At 71.7% G+C, this 16,835-nt stretch carries 17 protein-coding genes; 9 read left to right on the top strand and 8 right to left on the bottom strand.

Going from position 1 to position 16,835, the window contains the following annotated elements; all coding sequences use genetic code 11:
- The first annotated feature begins 37 nt into the window (after positions 1-37).
- The 5 genes from ACYQ8Q_RS24345 to ACYQ8Q_RS24325 all read left to right on the top strand — a co-directional run bounded on the left by ACYQ8Q_RS24345 (position 38) and on the right by ACYQ8Q_RS24325 (position 5,015).
- Entirely contained in the window at positions 38-481 is a 444-nt protein-coding gene (locus ACYQ8Q_RS24345; RefSeq protein ID WP_055638845.1) for a GPW/gp25 family protein, read from the top strand.
- Entirely contained in the window at positions 481-2,439 is a 1,959-nt protein-coding gene (locus ACYQ8Q_RS24340; RefSeq protein ID WP_460067844.1) for a putative baseplate assembly protein, read from the top strand. The genes ACYQ8Q_RS24345 and ACYQ8Q_RS24340 overlap by 1 nt, the downstream gene beginning before the upstream one ends.
- Before the next feature lie 43 nt (positions 2,440-2,482).
- Positions 2,483-3,043: a phage tail protein gene (locus tag ACYQ8Q_RS24335; RefSeq protein WP_460067843.1), complete on the top strand. Its 561-nt coding sequence runs from the start codon at positions 2,483-2,485 to the stop codon at positions 3,041-3,043.
- Positions 3,040-4,431 (top strand): NADase-type glycan-binding domain-containing protein, encoded by a 1,392-nt coding sequence (locus tag ACYQ8Q_RS24330; RefSeq protein WP_460067842.1) that lies wholly within the window; start codon positions 3,040-3,042, stop codon positions 4,429-4,431. Before ACYQ8Q_RS24335 ends, ACYQ8Q_RS24330 begins: the two co-directional genes overlap by 4 nt.
- Before the next feature lie 110 nt (positions 4,432-4,541).
- Complete coding sequence (locus tag ACYQ8Q_RS24325; protein WP_460067841.1) at positions 4,542-5,015, top strand: GtrA family protein; 474 nt, start codon at positions 4,542-4,544, stop codon at positions 5,013-5,015.
- A 156-nt stretch (positions 5,016-5,171) separates the two neighbouring features.
- Here the strand turns inward: ACYQ8Q_RS24325 and ACYQ8Q_RS24320 are convergent, their stop codons facing one another.
- Positions 5,172-6,053: a helix-turn-helix transcriptional regulator gene (locus ACYQ8Q_RS24320; protein ID WP_460067840.1), complete on the bottom strand. Its 882-nt coding sequence runs from the start codon at positions 6,051-6,053 to the stop codon at positions 5,172-5,174.
- 131 nt (positions 6,054-6,184) lie between these two features.
- Between ACYQ8Q_RS24320 and ACYQ8Q_RS24315 the strand changes: the two genes are divergently transcribed.
- Entirely contained in the window at positions 6,185-6,400 is a 216-nt protein-coding gene (locus ACYQ8Q_RS24315; protein ID WP_460067839.1) for a tautomerase family protein, read from the top strand.
- Between the two features lie 7 nt (positions 6,401-6,407).
- Here ACYQ8Q_RS24315 and ACYQ8Q_RS24310 read toward each other — a convergent pair whose 3' ends face one another.
- Entirely contained in the window at positions 6,408-7,340 is a 933-nt protein-coding gene (locus tag ACYQ8Q_RS24310) for a LysR family transcriptional regulator (RefSeq protein ID WP_460067838.1), read from the bottom strand.
- A gap of 108 nt (positions 7,341-7,448) precedes the next feature.
- On the opposite strand from ACYQ8Q_RS24310, the gene ACYQ8Q_RS24305 reads away from it, so the two are divergent.
- Positions 7,449-8,657, top strand: a complete 1,209-nt coding sequence (locus ACYQ8Q_RS24305; protein ID WP_460067837.1) for a cysteine desulfurase-like protein — start codon at positions 7,449-7,451, stop codon at positions 8,655-8,657.
- Between the two features lie 52 nt (positions 8,658-8,709).
- Here the strand turns inward: ACYQ8Q_RS24305 and ACYQ8Q_RS24300 are convergent, their stop codons facing one another.
- Both ACYQ8Q_RS24300 and ACYQ8Q_RS24295 read right to left on the bottom strand, forming a co-directional pair.
- Positions 8,710-9,195, bottom strand: coding sequence for a MarR family winged helix-turn-helix transcriptional regulator (locus ACYQ8Q_RS24300; protein WP_460067836.1), 486 nt, complete (start codon positions 9,193-9,195; stop codon positions 8,710-8,712).
- Positions 9,196-9,486: 291 nt separating this feature from the next.
- Positions 9,487-10,899 (bottom strand): LCP family protein, encoded by a 1,413-nt coding sequence (locus ACYQ8Q_RS24295; RefSeq protein ID WP_460067835.1) that lies wholly within the window; start codon positions 10,897-10,899, stop codon positions 9,487-9,489.
- 344 nt (positions 10,900-11,243) lie between these two features.
- On the opposite strand from ACYQ8Q_RS24295, the gene ACYQ8Q_RS24290 reads away from it, so the two are divergent.
- Positions 11,244-11,657 carry a hypothetical protein gene (locus ACYQ8Q_RS24290; RefSeq protein WP_460067834.1) on the top strand — a complete coding sequence of 138 codons (414 nt, stop codon included), beginning with the start codon at positions 11,244-11,246 and terminating at the stop codon, positions 11,655-11,657.
- Positions 11,658-11,671: 14 nt separating this feature from the next.
- Here ACYQ8Q_RS24290 and ACYQ8Q_RS24285 read toward each other — a convergent pair whose 3' ends face one another.
- From ACYQ8Q_RS24285 to ACYQ8Q_RS24270, 4 genes are all read right to left on the bottom strand, one after another.
- The gene (locus ACYQ8Q_RS24285; protein ID WP_055635004.1) at positions 11,672-12,145 is read right to left on the bottom strand and encodes a carboxymuconolactone decarboxylase family protein; all 474 of its coding nucleotides are present in this window, start codon (positions 12,143-12,145) and stop codon (positions 11,672-11,674) included.
- A gap of 91 nt (positions 12,146-12,236) precedes the next feature.
- Complete coding sequence (locus tag ACYQ8Q_RS24280; RefSeq protein WP_460067833.1) at positions 12,237-13,391, bottom strand: hypothetical protein; 1,155 nt, start codon at positions 13,389-13,391, stop codon at positions 12,237-12,239.
- A gap of 43 nt (positions 13,392-13,434) precedes the next feature.
- Positions 13,435-15,138: a lysyl oxidase family protein gene (locus ACYQ8Q_RS24275; protein WP_460067832.1), complete on the bottom strand. Its 1,704-nt coding sequence runs from the start codon at positions 15,136-15,138 to the stop codon at positions 13,435-13,437.
- Positions 15,139-15,346: 208 nt separating this feature from the next.
- Positions 15,347-16,225, bottom strand: a complete 879-nt coding sequence (locus tag ACYQ8Q_RS24270; protein ID WP_460067831.1) for a zinc metalloprotease — start codon at positions 16,223-16,225, stop codon at positions 15,347-15,349.
- Between the two features lie 105 nt (positions 16,226-16,330).
- Between ACYQ8Q_RS24270 and ACYQ8Q_RS24265 the strand changes: the two genes are divergently transcribed.
- Positions 16,331-16,834 carry an N-acetyltransferase family protein gene (locus ACYQ8Q_RS24265; protein ID WP_460067830.1) on the top strand — a complete coding sequence of 168 codons (504 nt, stop codon included), beginning with the start codon at positions 16,331-16,333 and terminating at the stop codon, positions 16,832-16,834.
- Position 16,835 lies beyond the last annotated feature (1 nt).

Below are 16,835 nucleotides of genomic sequence, written 5' to 3'. Positions count from 1 at the left end.
CCAGGAGCAGAAGAAGCAGGAGAAGGGTGGCCCTCTGATGGCCGAACAATTCGTCGGGTCGGGCTGGGCGTTCCCGCTGCGGATCGGCCCCACCGGAGGCATCGCCATGGTCAGCGGCGAGCGCGAGATCGAGGAGGCGATCCGGCTGATCCTGGCCACCGCGCCGGGCGAGCGCCCCATGCGCCCGGAGTTCGGCTGCGCCATCCACGACCTGGTGTTCGCCCCGGTCAACGAGGCGACCGCGGGCCGTATCCAGCACGAGGTGTACACCAGTCTGGACCGCTGGGAGCCGCGCATCGAGGTCAACGACGTCGAGGTGACGGCCGGCGCCGAGCAGGGCGTGCTCTGGATCGACGTCCGCTACTCCATCCGCGGGACCAACAACCCGCGCAGTCTCGTCTTCCCCTTCTACGTCATTCCGTCCCACGAAGAGCCGGGTCTGCCCGGCTCCTCCGGTACGGCTTCCGAAAGCGACCGCTGATGGCCCTGCCCTCCCCCAACCTGGACGACCGCCGCTTCCAGCAGTTCGTCGACGACGCCAAGCGCTACATCCAGCAGCGTGCGCCGGAGTGGACCGACCACAACGTCTCCGACCCGGGCGTCACGCTCGTCGAGACGGTCGCGCACATGGCCGACCAGATCGTGTACCGCCTCAACCGGGTCCCCGACAAGAACCATCTCGCCTTCCTGGACCTGGTCGGCATCCGGCTCTTCCCGCCGTCCGCGGCCCGCACCGAGGTCACCTTCTGGTTGTCGGCGCCCCAGGAGGAGCCGGTGCTGCTGCCGACCGGCACCGAGGTGGCGACGGTCCGCACGGAGAGCGAGGAGGCGGTCGTCTTCGCCACGGAACGCGAACTCACCGTCGTACCGAGCGAGTTGTCGCATCTGGTCGTACAGCGGCAGGGCCAGCCGGTCACCGACCTCACCACCGACCTCACCGAGGGCAAGGACGTGATGTGCTTCGCCGAGGCCCCGCGCCCCGGCGACTGCATGCTCCTCGGGCTGAGCGCCGCCGTCCCGCACTGCGCGGTCGCCCTGGAACTCGACAGCCGCGTCGACGGCGTCGGCGTCGACCCCCGTCAGCCCCCGCTGGTCTGGGAGGCGTGGACGGAGGACGGCTGGCAGCCCTGCGAGGTCGACCGCGACGGCACCGGCGGCCTCAACCGCCCCGGCGAGGTCGTCCTGCACATCCCCGGCGGCCACGTCCTGTCCCGCTCCGGCGGGCAGGAGGCGGGCTGGCTGCGCTGCCGCGTCACCGAACCCCTGGTCGGCCAGCCCTTCTACACCACCTCCCCGACGGTCCGCTCCGCCGAGGCCTTCACGGTCGGCGGCACGGCCCCCGCCGTCCACGCCGAGACCGTCCTCGACGAGAACCTCGGCGAGTCGACGGGCCTGCCCGGCCAGCGGCTGCGGCTCGCCCACGCGCCCGTCGTCGGCGACACCCCGCCGGTGCTGCTCCAGACCGCCGAGCACGAGGGCTGGGTGGACTGGCAGGTCGTCCCCCACTTCGCCGCCTCCCGCGCGGAGGACCGCCACATCACCCTCGACGCCGCCACCGGCGAGATCGCCTTCGGCCCGTCCGTCCGCGAACCCGACGGCGCCCTGCGCCAGTACGGCGCGGTGGCCCCCAAGGGCGCCTTCGTCCGGGCCCGCCGCTACCGCACCGGCGGCGGCCGGTCCGGCAACGTGGCCCGGGGCGCGGTGCGGGTGCTGCGCACCTCCGTGCCGTACGTCTCCGAGGTCGTCAACCGGGAGGCGGCGCGCGGCGGCGTCGACGGCGAGACGGTCGAGGAGGCGAAACTCCGCGCGCCGATCACCCTGCGCGCCCAGGAACGGGCCGTGACCCTGCGGGACTACGAGGAACTCGCCCGCCGCGCCGCCCCGGAGACCGCCCGCATCACCTGCCTGGAGGGCGAGCCCGACGAGCACGGCTCCTACGCGGTACGGGTCCTGGTCGTCCCCCAGGCCGTCCCCGACCCCGGCGGCCGCCTCCGCTTCGAGCAACTGGTCCCCGGCGACGCCATGTTGGACCGGATCATGCGGCACCTGGACGAACGCCGCCTGATCGGGACCCGGTTGGCGGTCGGCCCGCCGTACTACCAGGGCATCACGGTGGTCGCCACGGTGCACGCCTTCCGCGGCGTCGACACCGACCGGGTGCGCCGCCAGGCCCACGACGCCCTCTACCGGCACCTCGACCCGCTGACCGGCGGCGCGGACGGCAAGGGCTGGCCGTTCGGACGTCCGGTGCAGTCCGGTGAGGTGTTCGCGGTGCTCCAGCGGGTGCCGGGGGTGGAGCTGGTCGACCAGGTCACCCTGCACCCCGCGGACCCGCTGACCGGCAAGCGCGGCGACGCGACCGACCGCATCGATCTGGCGGCGCCGGCGCTCGTCTTCTCGTACGACCATCGGGTGCGCGTGATCGGGGACGGGGCGTGAGGGCCCTCGAGGGTGTTGCAGTCCCCTGGGAAGGAAGTGGCCGGTGAGAGGTTCCGTCGACGGGCTCGGGTCCTCCGCGCCGATCGGGGCGATGCTGCCCGCCGTGTTCGCGGACGACGATCTCGCGCAGCGTTTCGTGGGCGGGCTGGACGACGTCATGGCGCCCATCCTCAACGTCCTGGACTGTCTGCCCGCCTACTTCGACCCGGCGCTCGCCCCGGTCGACTTCACCCGCTGGCTGGCCGGCTGGGTCGGCGCGGAGACCGACGGTACGGAACCGGAGCCGAGGCTGCGGGCCGCCGTCGCCGCGGCCGCGTATCTGCACCGGGTGCGCGGCACCCGCCGGGGGCTGGCCGAGGCCGTGCGGCTGGCGTTCGGGGTGGAGCCGGAGATCGAGGAGAGCGGCGGCTCGGCGTGGAGCGCCCGCCCCCTCGGCCCGTTCCCCGGCGACGCCCGCCCCCACCTCCACGTCACCGTCCGTCTGCCCGACCCCGGCCCGGCGGACGAACACCGCCTGGACGCCCTCGTGGCCGCCGCCCGCCCCGCCCACATGCCCTACACGGTCAAGGTGACCGTCGCCGAAAGGACCCCGAAGAGACGATGACCACCCAGAACTGCGCCGAGTGCGGCACCCGGGCGGAACCCGGCCAGTCCTTCTGCGACGCGTGCGGGGCCGTCCTCAGCTGGACGGACCGCGACCGCGACCGGGCCCCGGCGAGGGCCGGGACGGCGGGCGGCGCGTCGTCCTCCGCGTCCTCCTCCGCGTCCTCCTCCGGTACGACGGCGGCGGCACCGTCGTCCTCGACCCGCACCCGCGACGAGGACGACCACGACGACGAGGACGAGGACCGTTCCCCGGCCCGCCCGGCGGCCGACGACCGGTCCCGCGAGCCCCGCACGGCCGACACCCCGGCCCACGACGAGGACGACGACAGGGCCGACAACGGGGACGACGAGGACGACGAGGACACGACCGAGACCCCCCTCCCACCCCTCCCCCCGACGACGGACACCACCCCCGCCGCCGCTGACGCCGGCGCCGGCGGAACGGCGCCCACGACCCCCACCCCCACCCCCACCCCGGCCCTGGGCGACACGATGGCGGCCCGGGCCCGTTCCCTGCTGGTCCCCGTCGCCGATCCGGAGGAGCCCGCGCCCGCACCCCCGTCCGTGGCGCCGGTGCTGCCGGGCGTCCCGGTGGCGGACCGGCCGCAGGTCCGCGCCCCCGGTCCGGTGCAGGGTGAGCTGAACGGCATCGCCTGCCCCTGGTGCGCCACGCCGAACCGGCCCGACCGGCACTACTGCTCGCGCTGCGCGATGCCCATGACCCTGGAGGACCGCTCCTCGATCCGGCTGCCGTGGTGGCGGCGGCTGTTCGGGCGGGGCGGCGAGACGCCGTGGGCGGGGGACCGCCCCCGTCTGCGCCGGACGTTCGACCGGATCCTCACCTGGGTGATGGCCGCGGTCGTGCTCACCCTGCTGATCGCCGCCGGGGTGAAGGCGCCGGACGCGATCCAGGCCACCAAGGACCACTTCGCGAAGCGGGCCGCGGTGTCGCCGGACACGTACGCGGCGTCCCGCTCCTACCCCGGGCACAAGCCCGACCTGGCCTTCGACAAGATCAACAACACCTGGTGGGGTCCGGGTGTCTCGCAGTCGGGCGAGGGCGAGTGGATCGAGGCCCGCTTCAACGAGCCGACGCGGCTGCTCGACCTGGTCATCACGCCGGGCACCTCGACGCGGGCCGAGCAGCTCACCGAGTCGGCCCTGCCGCACCGCGTGAAGGCGACGATCACCCTGAAGGACGGCACCACGGCCACCCGTGAACTGGTCCTCGACCAGCAGGCGGGCGGCCAGCGCCGCGCCTTCCGGGTCGGCGAGGTCACCAAGGTCCGCTTCACGATCGAGTCGGCGTACGGGGCGTCGGCGAGCAAGCAGGTGGCGATGGCGGAGATCGAGTTCTTCGGCCCGTCGAGCGCGAACGGGTCGTAGGCGAGCAGGGAAGGGGCCGGCCGCGGAAGGACACCGCGACCGGCCTTTCTCTCACCCCGCAATTCCTTGCGTAACTCAAGCAATAGATTTATAGTTGCCTGAGTTAAGCAATGGAAGCGCCGCCCGCTGCGGAAGGACCCCCCGTGTTCGCCTCCTTCATCCGCTTCGTCGCCTTCGGCGGCGGCACCGGAGTCCTGTGCAGCCTCGCGGTCCCCCTGCTGGCGGAGTCGATGCCGTGGACCCTGGCGAACGCCCTGATCACGATCGCCTCGACCCTCCTGTGCACCGAACTGCACGCCCGCTACACCTTCCGCACCGGCCGCCGCGCGGGCTGGCGCCGCCACTGGCAGTCGGCGGGCTCGGCGGCGGCGGCCTACGCGGCCACGAGCATCGCGGTCCTCACCCTGCACGCGCTCACGCCGTCCCCCGGCCTGCTGACGGAACAGCTCGTCTACCTGAGCGCTTCCGCCCTGGCGGGCACAGGCCGCTTCCTGATCCTGCGCCTGCTGGTCTTCACGACCCCCGAAACCACGCGCACACCGACCCCGGTCCGGTACCGCCCCCTGGTCCCGGTCACGGGGTGACCGCCAAGTCCCCATGACCGTCCCTGTCATCGCCGGACGAAAGGACTTTCGCCGTCAACACCGGTCCTTGGGAACTGCGGCTCATGGACACCTGACACCTCGACGACGAAGGCCACCCTGGACAGCTACGACCGGCCACCGGAGCAGCGGACGCGTTCAACGCCTCTCCGGCGACCGGACGTTCACCCGTGGACCTGGTTCAACCATGTCCTGCGTGCCGATCACCGAGAGCAGGCTCAGCTGGGCCGCGCCCTCCGTGCCGGGTGGGGCGCTGAACCACAGCAGGCGCTGGCGGCCGTCCTCACTGAACAGGCTGTGGCAGTCCAACTCGATGACGCCCAGGGCCGAATGGACGATGCGTTTGTGGTCGGTGCGGCGGAGGGCGACGTCGTGGGTGTCCCAGAGCGTGGCGAACTCCCGGCTGAGTCGGCGCAGTACAGCCACCATCCGGCGCACCTCGGGGTCGCCGCCGCGCCGGGCCGCGACCGCCTGGAGGTCGGCGACGAAGACCCGGGAGTGGTGGGGGTGGTCCTCGGGCGGATACAGGCTCCGGGACGACGGATCGGTGAACCATCGGTGGACGAGGCTCGCCTCGGGACCGCGCGGTGCCGGGGCCCGGCCGACGAGTGCGGCGGCCAGCGGATTCTGTACGAGGGTCTCGTGCAGGTCCGTGATGACCTGGGCGGGTGTGGCGGTGAGCTGGTCCAGGAGGCCGAGCAGGCCGGGCTGGACATGCGCGGTGGGACCGTGCGCTCCCGGGAGGACCGGCCGGTCGGCGAGGTGGAACAGATGGTCGCGTTCGTCGCCGTTCAGCCGGAGCGCCCGGGCCAGCGCGGCCAGCACCTGGGCCGAGGGCCGGGCGCCGCGTCCCCGTTCCAGCTCGGTGTAGTAGTCCGCCGACAGCCCGGCCAGCTGGGCGACCTCCTCGCGTCGCAGCCCGGGCACCCGGCGCCGTGGACCGGTGGGCAGTCCGACGTCCGGCGGGCGGATCCGATCGCGCCGGGACTTGAGGTACGCGGCAAGTTCGGAGTGGTTCACGCCTCCATCGTCGCGGCACCGGCGGACGCGAACCAGGGGCCGCCAACCCCAGGGTGGGGACAGCCCTGGCCGGGGCGGGCGCACCGCACCACGCTGGAGCCACGAGAGTGCCAGGAAGAAGGAGAACCACCATGCCGTTCGCGAACTTCAAGGTCCCCGTCGGAACCCTCGACGAGAAGCAGAAGGAGACCCTCGTCACCCGGACCACCGAGCTGTACGTCGAGATCTACGGCGAGCGCGCCCGGGCCAACACCATGGTCCTGGTCGAGGAGGTCACCGACGGCGGCTGGGGCATCGGCGGCACCGTACTGACCCTGGCCATGCTCCGGCAGCCCACCGAGGACTGAAGCCCGCCTATGCCTGCGCGTCGCGCAGAGCCTCCGCCAGCAGCGCCAGCAACTCCTCGGCCACCGGATGCCGGACGCCCGGTCGGCTCACGGCCAGGATCTCGCGGTGGAGGGGGGTGGCCCCGGGTGGGAGGGCGACCCGTTCCACGTGGGGGCGGTCGGCGTCCCCGCCGAGGAGCGTCGCCGGGATCAGGCCCACCGCCAGGCCCGCGCCGATCATGGCCAGCATGCTGTGCAGGTCCTCGGTCTCCAGGGTCACCTCGGGGGAGATCCCCAGCTCACCGGCCCAGCGGTGCAGCAGACGCCGGTCGGGGCTGCGGGCGTGGCCCGAGGTCCATTCCATGGTCAGGCAGTCCGCCAGTTGCCAGGGGCGGGCGTCCGGGTGCGGGCCCGCGACGAGGACCAGGGGCTCGTGGCCGAGGGAGGTGACGTTCCAGTCGGCGGACGGGGTCGGCGGATCCTCGGGGAGGTAGCGGTAGGCGATGAGCAGGTCGAGGTCTCCCGAGGTGACCCGCGGGAGTCCCTCGTGGGTCTCCACGATGACGAGACGGATCCGGGCGCCCCGGCGGCGGGGGTGGAGCGCCGCCAGGACGCCGGGGAGAAGGTGGCTCATCGCGCTGGGGTAGGCGCCTACGCGGAGTTCGGCGATGTCGCCGTCCGCGATCCGGGCGGCGGCGTCCTGGAAGCGTGCGGTCGCCTCGAACAGGCTCCGCGCCGCCTGTGCCAGCGAGCGTCCGGCCGCCGTCAGGATCAGCCGGCTGCCCGGACGACGGACCAGCAGCTCCACACCCAGGTCCCGTTCCAGCGCGGCGATGTGCTGGGACACCGCGGAGGGGACGTACCCGAGGGCCGCCGCGGCCTCGGCCATGGAACCGCGGTCCACCACGGCCAGGAAGGTGGCCAGGAGCTTCAGATCCGGCTGGGACCTCATGGACTTCATGAACCGTGAACTTTCCCTTCTCGATCCCTCGCTTTACGTGTTCCAGGATCAGGTGTCAGAGTCGGGAAAGCCCGCCGGAAGAACTGGAACTCTCCGAAAGCCGAGGCCATGGCCATCGACCTGACCGCCCTCCGGGCCCACTTCCCCTCCCTCGACGGGGGCCTCGCCTTCTTCGACGGTCCCGGCGGCACCCAGACGCCCCGCCCCGTCGCCGACGCCATCGCCGCGACCCTGACCGGCCCCCTCTCCAACCGCGGCACCGTGAGCCCGTCCGAGCTGAACGCCGAGCGCGCCGTCACGGAGTTCCGCGCCGCCTACGCCGACCTGCTCGGCGTACCCGCGGGCGGTGTCGTGCACGGGCGCAGCGCCACCCAGCTCACCTACGACTTCTCCCGCCACCTGGCCAAGGACTGGCGGGCCGGTGACGAGATCGTCCTCAGCCGGCTGGACCACGACTGCAACGTCCGCCCGTGGGTCCAGGCCGCCGAGCGCGCCGGGGTCACCGTCCGCTGGATCGAGGTCGACGCCGGGACGGCGGAGCTGGACCTCGGCTCGTTCGAGCGGGCGCTGTCCTCGCGGACGCGGCTGGTCGCGGTCACGGCGGCCTCGAACGTGCTGGGCACCAAGCCCCCCGTCCGCAGGATCGCCGATCTGGCGCACGAGGCCGGCGCCCTGGTGTACGTGGACGGCGTGCACTACGCCGCGCACCACCTGGTGGACGTCCCCGCGCTCGGCGCCGACCTGTTCGTCTGCTCGCCGTACAAGTTTCTCGGACCGCACTGCGGGGTGCTCGGGGGAGACCCCGACCTGCTCGCGTCCCTGCGCCCGGACAAGCTCCTGCCCTCCCCCGACACCGTCCCGGAGCGCTTCGAGTTCGGCACCCTGCCCTACGAGATCCTGGCGGGCGCCACCGCCGCGGTGGACTTCCTCGCCGCGCTCGACCCGGGGCCGGGCAGCACGCGCCGGGAGCGGCTCACGCACTCGCTGGACGCCCTGCACGCGCACGAGGGGGTGCTGCGCACCCGGCTGGAGGAGGGGCTGCGCGCCCTGGGCGACGCCGTCACCGTGCACTCGGTCGCGGCCGACCGCACCCCGACACTCCTGATGACCCTCGAAGGCCGCGACGCCCGCGAGGCCCAGGTGCACCTGGCGGAGCGGGGCGTCCTCGCCCCGGCCGGCTCCTTCTACGCGTACGAGCCCTTCACCGCCCTGAAGCTCCAGGACCCGGCCCTTCGGGTCGGCCTGGCGCCCTACAACACCGTCGAGGAGGTGGACCGTTTCCTCGACGGCCTGGCCTCCTTCCTCGCCGGGGAGTGACCCCGGCCGGACCACGGCCCCCGGCCCCCGGCGCCCACAGGTCCTCAGGTCCTCAGGACCCCTCCACCGCCGCCTCCGCGTGCGTCACGAAGTCGCTCACCAACCGTTCGAAGAGCGAGGCCAGCCGGTGCAGGTCCGCCGGCTCCCAGTCGGCGAGGGCCGCCTCCATGCCGCGCAGGCCCGCGGCGCGGATGCGCCGGACGGCGGTGCGGCCGCTGTCGGTGAGGCGGATGAGCTGGGCGCGGCGGTCCTCCGGGTCGGGGACCCGGGTGACGTGACCGGCCTTCTCCAGCTGACGGAGCTGCCGGGTGACGTGGGAGGCCTCCACGGACAGGCGGACGGCGAGGACGCCGGGGCGCAGCATCTCGTCCTCGGCGAGGTGGCGCAGGATCGCCACGGCGGCCCGGTCGAGGGGGAATCCGGCGAGGGCCATCAACCGCTCGTGCTGGCGGGCGCGGCCGGCCAGGTAGGTGATGCGGGTCAGGGACTGTTCGATCGCGATCACGTCGGAGGAGGGCTGCGGTAGCGGTATCGGCATTACCCCAGAGTACAGATAATTGCCTAACTCAAGCAATAAGCAGGCCGCCGCACCGCCGCCCTCCAGGGAGAAAACGAACGAGTCCCACCCCGTGTGACACGGGATGGGACTCGTCGTCGGAGCGCCGGGCAGGCCTTGCACCTGCATTTCCCCGCAGGAAGCGGGGCGTCTTTCCTTGGACCACCAACGCAGAGGTCGTTCACCGTTTTTATTTCCCGGTGACCGGCTCGAGATCAACTTTACCCCATCTCAGGGGTTCCTGTGACCACCGATGATCAGCCGACCGAGCACTCAGGCGACGTCCTCCACCTTCAGTTCCGGTCCTACGACGACCGTGACCACGCCGGCCGTCGCCGAGGTGTCCTGCACCGCACGGGCGTTCGGGATCCGCGAGGCGAGCGCGGCGGCCTGACGCTCCAGTCCCGCCGGGTAGGTGACGGTGGTCGTGGTGACCGTCGACGGCGCGTTGCCGGTGCTCGCGAGGCTGTAGCCGGCCTCGGTGAGCCGCTCGGCCACGGCCGCCGCCCGGCCGCCGATGCCGGTGCCGTTGAGGACCTGGAACTTCACCGAGGACGCGTACACCACGTCCTTCTTCGCGGCCTCCACCTGCGCCTTGGTGACCTCCTTGTCCTGGGCCAGGGAGGTGAACAGATCGGCGGCCTGCGGGTACTGCCAGACGACGTTCGCCTTGTCGGTGGGCTGGTCGGCCTCCCGCCCGTAGTTGGGCACGGTGACGAAGCTCAGCCGGTCGCTGTCGATGCCCTTCAGCTCGTTCGCCAGCCCGTACAGCGGCTCGATGCCGGCCAGATCGGTGTCGGCGGTGAGGGACTTGGTGACGGACTGGAGGAAGCCGTACATCGCGTCGGCGTCCGTGAGCTTGGACTTGGCCTTCTTCGCCATGGCGTCCATGAACTCCTGCTGGCGGCCGATACGGCCGATGTCGGAGCCGTCGCCCACGCTGTAGCGGGTGCGGACGTAACCGAGGGCCTTCTCGCCCTTGATCGTCTGGCAGCCCGCCTCCAGGTCCAGATGGGCCTTCTCGTCGTGGATGGCCGCCTCGGGACAGACCTCGATGCCCTCCAGCGCGTCGACCATGCCCTTGAAGCCGGAGAAGTCGATCGACATGAAGTGGTCGATGCGCAGACCGGTGTTGGCCTCGATGGTCTTGATGCTGCACGCGGCGGCCCCGGCGACCTCGCCGCCGCTGCCGCCGATCGCGAACGCCTCGTTGATCTTGAAGTGGTGGGGGGACGACGTACCCCCGTCGCCCTTCTCGCAGGAAGGTATCTCCACCCAGGAGTCCCGCGGGAAGGAGACCACCGACGCCCACTCGCGGTCGGCGGGGATGTGCAGCACCATCAGCGTGTCCGACTGCATGGTGGTCAGGTCCTTGCCGTACTTGGCGTTGGCGCCGTCCCGGCTGTCGGACCCCACGAGCAGGATGTTCTTCGAGCCCGGGCTGAGGTTCTCGGGCCGGTCCCCGCCGAGCTTCTCGTCGACGTCGGCCCGTCCGATGTTGTTGTTGAGGTCCTGGTAGATCCAGGCGCCGACGCCGCCGACCGCGAGGACGACCATGGCGGTCACCCCGCCGCCCCAGGCGACGATCCGGCCGCGCCGGGTCAGCCTCGTACGGCCGCCACCGCCTCTGCCGCCCAGGCCGGCCGATCCCGTCGGAGCGTGTCCACGCCTTCTCGTTCCGCTCATCGGCGCCCGTCCCTCCGCATCGGCTGTTCCACCCCGTACACCGTGCTCAGGTTGCCGGCGTGGTCACCGCCGAACGCCGGAACACTACACGCAGGTAGGAATACGTCCGACGAGCACAGACGTCTCAGGAGACGAACGGAAGCGCCGGAGGGTTGCCCCGCCGAGCCCGGGGTCGAGAGCCCGCGCACCGTCGCAGGCACCACGGAAGGACATGAACCAGGGGCCCACTGGACCCCTCCCTCAGTCCGAGGCGGCTCGGGAGACTGGGCCCGGCCGCCGCTCGGACGGCCTGCCGCAACGGACCGCCCGCGCTCCGAACCGAGGACTGGGAAGACAGAAGACAGATGAAGAAGAGCTCCAGGACCGGACTGCTCGCCCTGACCGCCGGCTTGTTCCTGGCGGTCGGGACGTCTCCGGCCAGTGCCGCCTCCTACGCCGCGTCGTGCAGCACCACGGGCGCCACGGGAAGTCTCTACACCAGCGGGTGGGAGTACAACGACAAGACGATTCCCTATGTCAGCATGGCCGTCGCCGACACCAAGGCGGACAAATGGCACGTGGCCATCCGCCTCGTCACCGCGCACGCCTCGGGTGAGACCACCTACTGGCCGTGGCACCACTGGTACGGCGGAAACGACACCGCCACGGTCTGGGAGAGCTCCGCCACCAGTCTCGCGCAGATCGTCGGGTTCTCGGTCGAGGTCGCCCGGTTCAAAGGGAAGACCCTGAAGAACTACTGCTCGGCCAGGGCCTACTGACGGAGCCGGGACCGTCAGCCGAACATGCCCGGCCGGTAGTCGCCCGCCGGCTGCTGGACGACGACGTTGAGGCGGTTGTAGGCGTTGATCAGGGCGATGAGGGAGACCAGGGCGGCGAGCTGGTCCTCGTCGTAGTGCTTGGCCGCGTTCTCCCAGGCCGCGTCCGTGACACCGCCCGCCGCGTCGGCGATCCGGGTGCCCTGCTCGGTCAGCTCCAGGGCGGCCCGCTCGGCCTCGGTGAAGACCTTGGCCTCCCGCCAGGCAGCGACCAGGTACAGGCGCTGGGCGGTCTCCCCGGCGTGGGCGGCGTCCTTGCTGTGCATGTCGGTGCAGAAGCCGCAGCCGTTGATCTGGCTGGCGCGGAGCTTCACCAGCTCCTGGGTCGCCGCCGGCAGGGTGGAGTCGGCGATCACCTTGCCGGCCGAGTTGATGTACCGGGTGAACTTGCCGGCGACCGGGTTGGCGAAGAGGTTGAGGCGCGCGTCCATGGTGATCTCCCTCGTGGGCTTGCTCTCGGCTGGTTACACCTCTCTGACGGAACGGCCCGGACGAGTGTGACCGATCCAGATGTGACCTGCGTCACCTGGGCTGGAGGGGGCCCGCGACGCGCTCGACGTCCGAGCGGAGAGCGGGGCGGGCCACGTCCGTGAAGGCGGGCACGTACGGCCACATCACCTGTTCACGGCGGTGGAGAACGGGGGTGGCGACCCAGACGACACCGTTGCGGTCGGTCCAGTGCGGCCAGTAGGGGGCCGCACCCCGGGCCAGGTCGGCGCGGACCCGCGCGGCCAGGGCGCGGGGCACCGCGGTGAGCCGGGGCGGCGGGGGCGGCGGGGGACGCCAGCCGGGCAGCGGGCCGCGGAAGCCGACACCGTGGCGGCGGCGCAGCAGGACGACCTCGACGACGGCCGTGACGGTCACGCCCGCCGGGCCCGCGAAGAGGGCCACCCAGTAGGAGGGGAGGGGGTGGGAGCCGGGGTAGGCCTCGACGTAGTCGATGAAGAGGAAGTGGGCGAACGCGGTCAGCCAGGCCAGCGGGACGCTCGCCAGGGGACGGACCAGGGGGTGACCGCCGACGCCGAAGGCGTTGCGGTGGATGAGGAAGAGGGCGGAGCCGAAGAAGGCCGTGAGCCAGGGGACGAGGAGCAGCCCCAACAGCAGCTGGGGGAGGGTCTCGAACCCGGCGTAGTCGTTGTGGTGGACGGCGTAGTACACGAACAGGGCGCAGAACGCGGTCGTCAGGAGCGCGGTCAGGAGGGGGCGCAGGCACAGGCGGAGCACCGTGAGCCGGGCGCCGTGGCGGGCCAGGACGACCAGTGGGGCGCAGGCCAGGAGCAGCGCGACCGGGCCCGTGGCCAGCATCAGCAGCGCGTCGCTGAAGCCCTGTTCGAACGGGCCGCGCAGGCCCTCACCGGTGAACAGGCCCGCCACGACCATGAGGACACCGAGCCCGAGCAGCGCGCGGGGCAGCAGCAGCCGTTCGATGAGCGGGTCGACGGCCTGCTCGGCGACGGTGGACGCCACCGCGCCGCCGGGTACGCCCAGCCCGACCAGGTCGGCCGTGCTGAACTTCAGGACGCGGAACGGGCCGTAGATCCGCCGGGCCAACCGCCACGGCAGCAGCACGTCGAACGCCCACTCGCCCGGCCCGTCGGTGCGGGCCGGGTCGGTGCGGACGCGGTAGGGCGGCCGGTCGTAGGGGCCGGCGGCGGACGGTCCGGACGAGGCACTCATGACAACACTCATCCTGACATGTCCGCCGCCAACTCCCAAGGTGTCAGGGTGCGTTGATGAGGTCGTACGGCGGGACCTTCACCGTGCGGTGACCGGGCGTGCCGCCCAGGACGACCTTGCGGTAGGAGATGTTGTTGTTGACGTTGGTCTCCTTCAGGCGCTTGGCCGGGTTGGCGACCACCTGGATGTAGTACGTCCCGTTGGCCAGGTCCGTGATGTCGAAGGACTGGCCCGGACGGTACTGGGTGTAGGTGTCACCGGAGCCGACGTCGAGGACCTCGCGGACGGAGATGGAGCTCTTCTGGCCGCAGGCGGTGGACAGATCGGTGTTGTACGGGTGCCAGTTGGCGTTCTTCACCGTGTAGTCGACGGCGTCGGTGTTGGCGAGGCAGAAGGCCTCCTTGCCGCTCTTGACGATGTCGGTCTTGTCGGCGGAGAGCAGGTGGTAGCTGGCGAAGTCGGTGAAGTGCCAGTGCTCGTGGCCGATCCGCGGGTCCCACTCCATGGTGCCGGCGGGGCTGTAGCCGATCTGCTTGCCCTTGGCGTCGTAGTAGTACTGGTACGAGTCCATCAGGTCGGCGCCCGGCTTGCGGAAGCCGTCCACGACGAGCGGCGCGGGGCCGGCGTTCCAGACGTTGGCGCTGAAGGCGAGGTAGTCGCGGCCGGCGGCGTCGCCGTCCTCGCCGTCGGTGATCGCGATGTCCCAGGCGGGCAGCGACCGCAGGTCCGGCTTGGGCGCGTTCGCGGGCACCGCCGCACGTCCGCTCGGCCGCTTGCTGTTGGCCTTGAGCGCGGGCGCGATGCGCGAGCCGTCGGTGTGACCGGAGCCGTCGCCGAGGTGGTGGGCGAGACCGCGGTCCTCGAGGGCGTGCGAGAGCGCGGAGGGCACGGGCGCGTCGGCGCCGCGCGGCCCGTAGTGGTGCCCGGCACCGGACATGTCCGTCCCGGCCATGCCGCTGTGGTCCATGCCCGCCATGTCGTGCGACATGGACCCGCGGGTCAGCCCGGCCCCGCCGCCTTCCCCGCCCCCGTCGCTGACCTGCCGGACGGTCACCTTGATGGTCGGCGCGTCGTTGGGGATGCCGAAGAGATCCCGGTACTTCTTCGCGATCGACACCTTGGCCGTGTACTCACCGGGCGCCAGGTCCACCGGGTGGTCGTAGTCCTGGGTGGTGGTGTTGGCCGCCCAGCCCTTCTCCACACCCCACACCGAACCCAGCGTGAACGGGTTGGTCGGGCAGCTCTCCGGATAGTGCGAGGTGGCGGGCGCGTCGGGACGCAGCCGTCCGGAGGCGTTGTTCGGACAGAAGGTGCTCTTGATCTTCTTCACCTCCGTCCCGGCGCTGTTCTTCACGGAGATCTCCAGGAAGTCCGGCAGCCCCTTGAAGTCCTTGACGAGCCCGGCGGGCAGCTTCTTCGTCGTCACCTTCGAGCCGTTGCGCAGGATCTGCTGCACGACCACCGGGTCCTTGTACGACTTGCGCGTGGTCTTGAACTCCAGCGGCGCGTTGTCGACGGTCAGATAGGTGCCGAGGTCGAAGTCGAGCTGGAAGCCCTCGTCCCACTCGTACCGGTCGAGCGTCACCGCGTTCGACGCGGCGATCAGCTTCAGCTTCGGCTTCCCTGCGGTGCTCTGCGGCGCCGCACCGGCGCCGGGGGCGGCCCCGGCGACGGCGACGACGGTGAGCGCGGCCCCCGCGGCGAACGCGCCGCGCTTGAGGCCCTTGCGGTGTTGCGATCTGGTCATCGGTTCCTCGTCTGCGAGTGCCACGGTCCATGGCATCGGACAGGCCAGCCCACACCCCCGGCCCGGACACTCACGGGCACACCCCACGCACCCACGGGCCGAGGACTGTGGACACCCTGTGAGAGAGGTAAAGGGCGGGTCAGGGTTGCCTGTTGGCGAGGAATCGACGAAGGAATCGCTGACGGGACATCACGAGGCGCCGGGTCGCTCAGAGGCCGTAGCGGCTCTTCAGGTGGCGCCAGAAGTCCCGGAGCATCCACTGGTCGAAGTCGGTGATCTGGGTGGCGGTGCCGGCGTTCATGAGGAAGCAGCACTGGCCCGTGGGGGTCCAGTCGTAGAAGTCGTCGAGGCCGAAGGTGTGGCCGACCTCGTGCAGGTAGATGTGGATGTTCTCCTGGTCGAGAGCGCCCACGAAGTACTCCTGGCCGACGCGCTGGCCCCAGTCGCCGCCGGCGCCGCCCTGGAAGCCCTTGGTGAGCCAGAGGGACTGGTCGTAGTGGCGGGCGGTGCCGCCGGGGCAGCGGGAGTAGTCGGCGTCCTGGTGGAAGAAGCGGCCGCAGTCGGGGGCGCACTGCGGGGCGCCGGCCGAGTCGAGGACGTTGGTGTAGACGTCGACGGAGGTGTCGGTCCACTGGAGGGTGGAGCGGTTCTTGACCGCCCAGCCGACGATGTTCACCGGGACCGTGGTGTAGGGCCAGTTGTCGTAGGCCCGGCCGTTCTCCGTCTGGGCCGCCATCCACTTCGCGAACTGCTTCTTCAGCGCCGTGTGGATCCGGTCGCGCAGGGCGGTGCTGACGGGGGCGTCGGACTCCCAGCGGACGCAGTAGTTGATGCTGCCGCGGTTGGCCATGACCTGGTCCCAGCCGTAGTTGCGGAAGCCGTAGAGGTCGGGGTAGGTGGTGGAGACGTGGTTCCAGACCTCGTTCAGGGGCTGGACGAGGGTGGCGGGCGGGTTCCACTCGTCGGCGGCCTCGGCGCGCGGCGCCGCGACGCCGGTCGCGTGGAGGAGGGCGGCGAGGGCCGCGAGGACGGTGAACAGTCGTGCCAGGTGCCTGGGGCGCGTGCGGTGCCTGCGGTTTCTGCGCATGGTTGGCTCCTTGTGGGGGGAACGGATGCGCGTACTGGCCGTTCACTGGTCCGTTGCCGCCGACCGGCCCATGGGTTGCCGACCGCCGGCTCGTAGCATCGCCGCATGACTGAGTGGCGGACGCGGCAGGCGACCGCGGCGGATCTGGAGGCCGTCGCCGAGGTGCGGGCGGTGGCGATGCGCGGGGATCTGGAGCGGCTCGGGCGGTACGACGAGCACCGGGTGCGGCAGCGGCTGCGGGACGCCTGGGCGCCCGGGCACACGCTGGTCGTGGAGGAGGCGGACGGCACGGTGGTGGGGTGTGTGGCGCTGCGGCCGGCCGAGGACGCGGACTGGCTGGAGCACTTCTATCTCGACCCGCGGGTGCAGGGGCGGGGCATCGGGACCGCGCTGCTGGAGCGGCTGCTTCGGGACGCCGACCGCGACGGGCGGCGGGTGCGGCTGGACGTCCTGAGGGGCAGTGCCGCCCGGCGGCTGTACGAGCGGCACGGTTTCGTGTTCGAGCGGGAGGACTCCGTGGATGTCTTCCTGGTGCGGGAACCTCGTCCCCGGTACGGGTGGTTCGCGAGTGAATCCGGGTTGCCGGTGGGGGGTGGGCGGTCATCCTGAA

This window comes from Streptomyces sp. YKOK-I1, assembly GCF_054660435.1.
This window is presented reverse-complemented; position numbering and strand designations above follow the sequence as displayed.

Bases quoted from the DNA above. Each gene is read 5' to 3' on its own strand.
- ACYQ8Q_RS24330 (WP_460067842.1), top strand. From the start codon at position 3,040: ATGACCACCCAGAACTGCGCCGAGTGCGGCACCCGGGCGGAACCCGGC.
- ACYQ8Q_RS24280 (WP_460067833.1), bottom strand. From the start codon at position 13,391: ATGAGTGCCTCGTCCGGACCGTCCGCCGCCGGCCCCTACGACCGGCCG.
- ACYQ8Q_RS24295 (WP_460067835.1), bottom strand. From the start codon at position 10,899: ATGAGCGGAACGAGAAGGCGTGGACACGCTCCGACGGGATCGGCCGGC.
- ACYQ8Q_RS24325 (WP_460067841.1), top strand. From the start codon at position 4,542: ATGGAAGCGCCGCCCGCTGCGGAAGGACCCCCCGTGTTCGCCTCCTTC.
- ACYQ8Q_RS24285 (WP_055635004.1), bottom strand. From the start codon at position 12,145: ATGGACGCGCGCCTCAACCTCTTCGCCAACCCGGTCGCCGGCAAGTTC.
- ACYQ8Q_RS24345 (WP_055638845.1), top strand. From the start codon at position 38: ATGGCCGAACAATTCGTCGGGTCGGGCTGGGCGTTCCCGCTGCGGATC.
- ACYQ8Q_RS24265 (WP_460067830.1), top strand. From the start codon at position 16,331: ATGACTGAGTGGCGGACGCGGCAGGCGACCGCGGCGGATCTGGAGGCC.
- ACYQ8Q_RS24290 (WP_460067834.1), top strand. From the start codon at position 11,244: ATGAAGAAGAGCTCCAGGACCGGACTGCTCGCCCTGACCGCCGGCTTG.
- ACYQ8Q_RS24310 (WP_460067838.1), bottom strand. From the start codon at position 7,340: ATGAAGTCCATGAGGTCCCAGCCGGATCTGAAGCTCCTGGCCACCTTC.
- ACYQ8Q_RS24315 (WP_460067839.1), top strand. From the start codon at position 6,185: ATGCCGTTCGCGAACTTCAAGGTCCCCGTCGGAACCCTCGACGAGAAG.
- ACYQ8Q_RS24270 (WP_460067831.1), bottom strand. From the start codon at position 16,225: ATGCGCAGAAACCGCAGGCACCGCACGCGCCCCAGGCACCTGGCACGA.
- ACYQ8Q_RS24340 (WP_460067844.1), top strand. From the start codon at position 481: ATGGCCCTGCCCTCCCCCAACCTGGACGACCGCCGCTTCCAGCAGTTC.
- ACYQ8Q_RS24300 (WP_460067836.1), bottom strand. From the start codon at position 9,195: ATGCCGATACCGCTACCGCAGCCCTCCTCCGACGTGATCGCGATCGAA.
- ACYQ8Q_RS24305 (WP_460067837.1), top strand. From the start codon at position 7,449: ATGGCCATCGACCTGACCGCCCTCCGGGCCCACTTCCCCTCCCTCGAC.
- ACYQ8Q_RS24275 (WP_460067832.1), bottom strand. From the start codon at position 15,138: ATGACCAGATCGCAACACCGCAAGGGCCTCAAGCGCGGCGCGTTCGCC.